Consider the following 1,240-nt stretch of genomic DNA (forward strand, 5'->3'; position numbering starts at 1 on the left):
AAGCTCTGTGAGCCGTATTATGCGTCTGGTCCCGGCAGGAAATCCATTCCTCCAGGTCGTTATTTCAGGATGCACTTGGTTGGCTATTTTGAAGGCATCGAGAGCGAGCGCGGGCTTGAGTGGCGGTGTTCTGACTCCTTGTCGCTGCGAAAGTTTCTGCGGCTCTCCCTGACCCAGAGGGTGCCGGATCACTCCAGCCTGAGCAGAATCCGGCAGCGACTGCCGCTGGAAGTCCATCAGGAAGTGTTTGGCTGGGTATTGCAGGCGCTGACCAAGTCCGGGCTGGTAGTTGGGGAGCGCCTCGGTGTCGACGCTTCGACCATGGAAGCCAACGCGGCCATGCGCTCGATCGTGCGCCGGGATACAGGCGAAACGTACCAGCAGATGCTTGAGCGCATTGCCAAGGACAGCGGGATTAAGACGCCGACTCGTGAAGAGTTGGCCCGCATGGATCGCAAGCGCAAGGGCAAGAAGCTTTCGAACAAAGACTGGAAGTCGGAGAGCGACGAGGACGCGCGGATCACCAAGATGAAGGACGGTCGCACCCACCTCGCCTACAAGCCCGAGCACGCAGTGGACCTGGACACCGGAGCGATTGTCTCCGCCGACATCCACAAGGCCGACCAAGGAGACACGACGACGATCGGCAAGACGCTGGAATCCGCCAGGAAGAATCTTTCCGTCGTCGGTTGCACGCCGATTACCACGGCTCCGACGGAGGTCATTGCGGACAAGGGCTACCATTCTCGGGAAGTAGTGAAAGAACTGGATGGCGGAGTTTGGAAGACGAGGATCGCCGAGCCGAAAGCGAACGGTCTGTTCAACTGGAAAGGTGACCACGAGGCGCGACGGGCCGTTTACAACAACCGCGCCCGACTGAAGTCATCCAAAGGGCGCGAGCTGGCAAAGCAAAGAACGGAGTTGGTCGAACGAAGTTTCCAGCATGTGCTCGATCGTGGCGGAATGCGGCGAACACACCTTCGGGGACAGGAAAACGTCCACAAACGATACCTCTTGTGCGTGGCCGGGTTCAATCTCGGCCTGCTGATGCGCCAGTTGATAGGTTTCGGGACCCCGAAGGGGTATTTTTACCTCAATTCAGCGCAAATTGTTATTATTGTTTGGGGACGGATGGTCGTTTCGATGATTTTGGTTGAGATGAAGAGCGAGACTGGCGAAGAATTCGTCGGAACTCAGATTACCGTCGAGCTGTGTTGATCATGAATAAATCAACGGGCTG

1 protein-coding gene is annotated in these 1,240 nt (G+C 57.1%); it reads left to right on the plus strand.

The genetic code is table 11. The annotated features are described in order from the left end of the window. Positions 1-1,218, plus strand: a 1,218-nt coding sequence (locus tag BMZ40_RS19005; RefSeq protein WP_092379688.1) for a transposase, incomplete at its 5' end; no start/stop codon positions are given. Positions 1,219-1,240 lie beyond the last annotated feature (22 nt).

Source organism: Desulfomicrobium apsheronum (assembly GCF_900114115.1).
GTDB classification, from domain to species: Bacteria; Desulfobacterota; Desulfovibrionia; order Desulfovibrionales; family Desulfomicrobiaceae; genus Desulfomicrobium; species Desulfomicrobium apsheronum.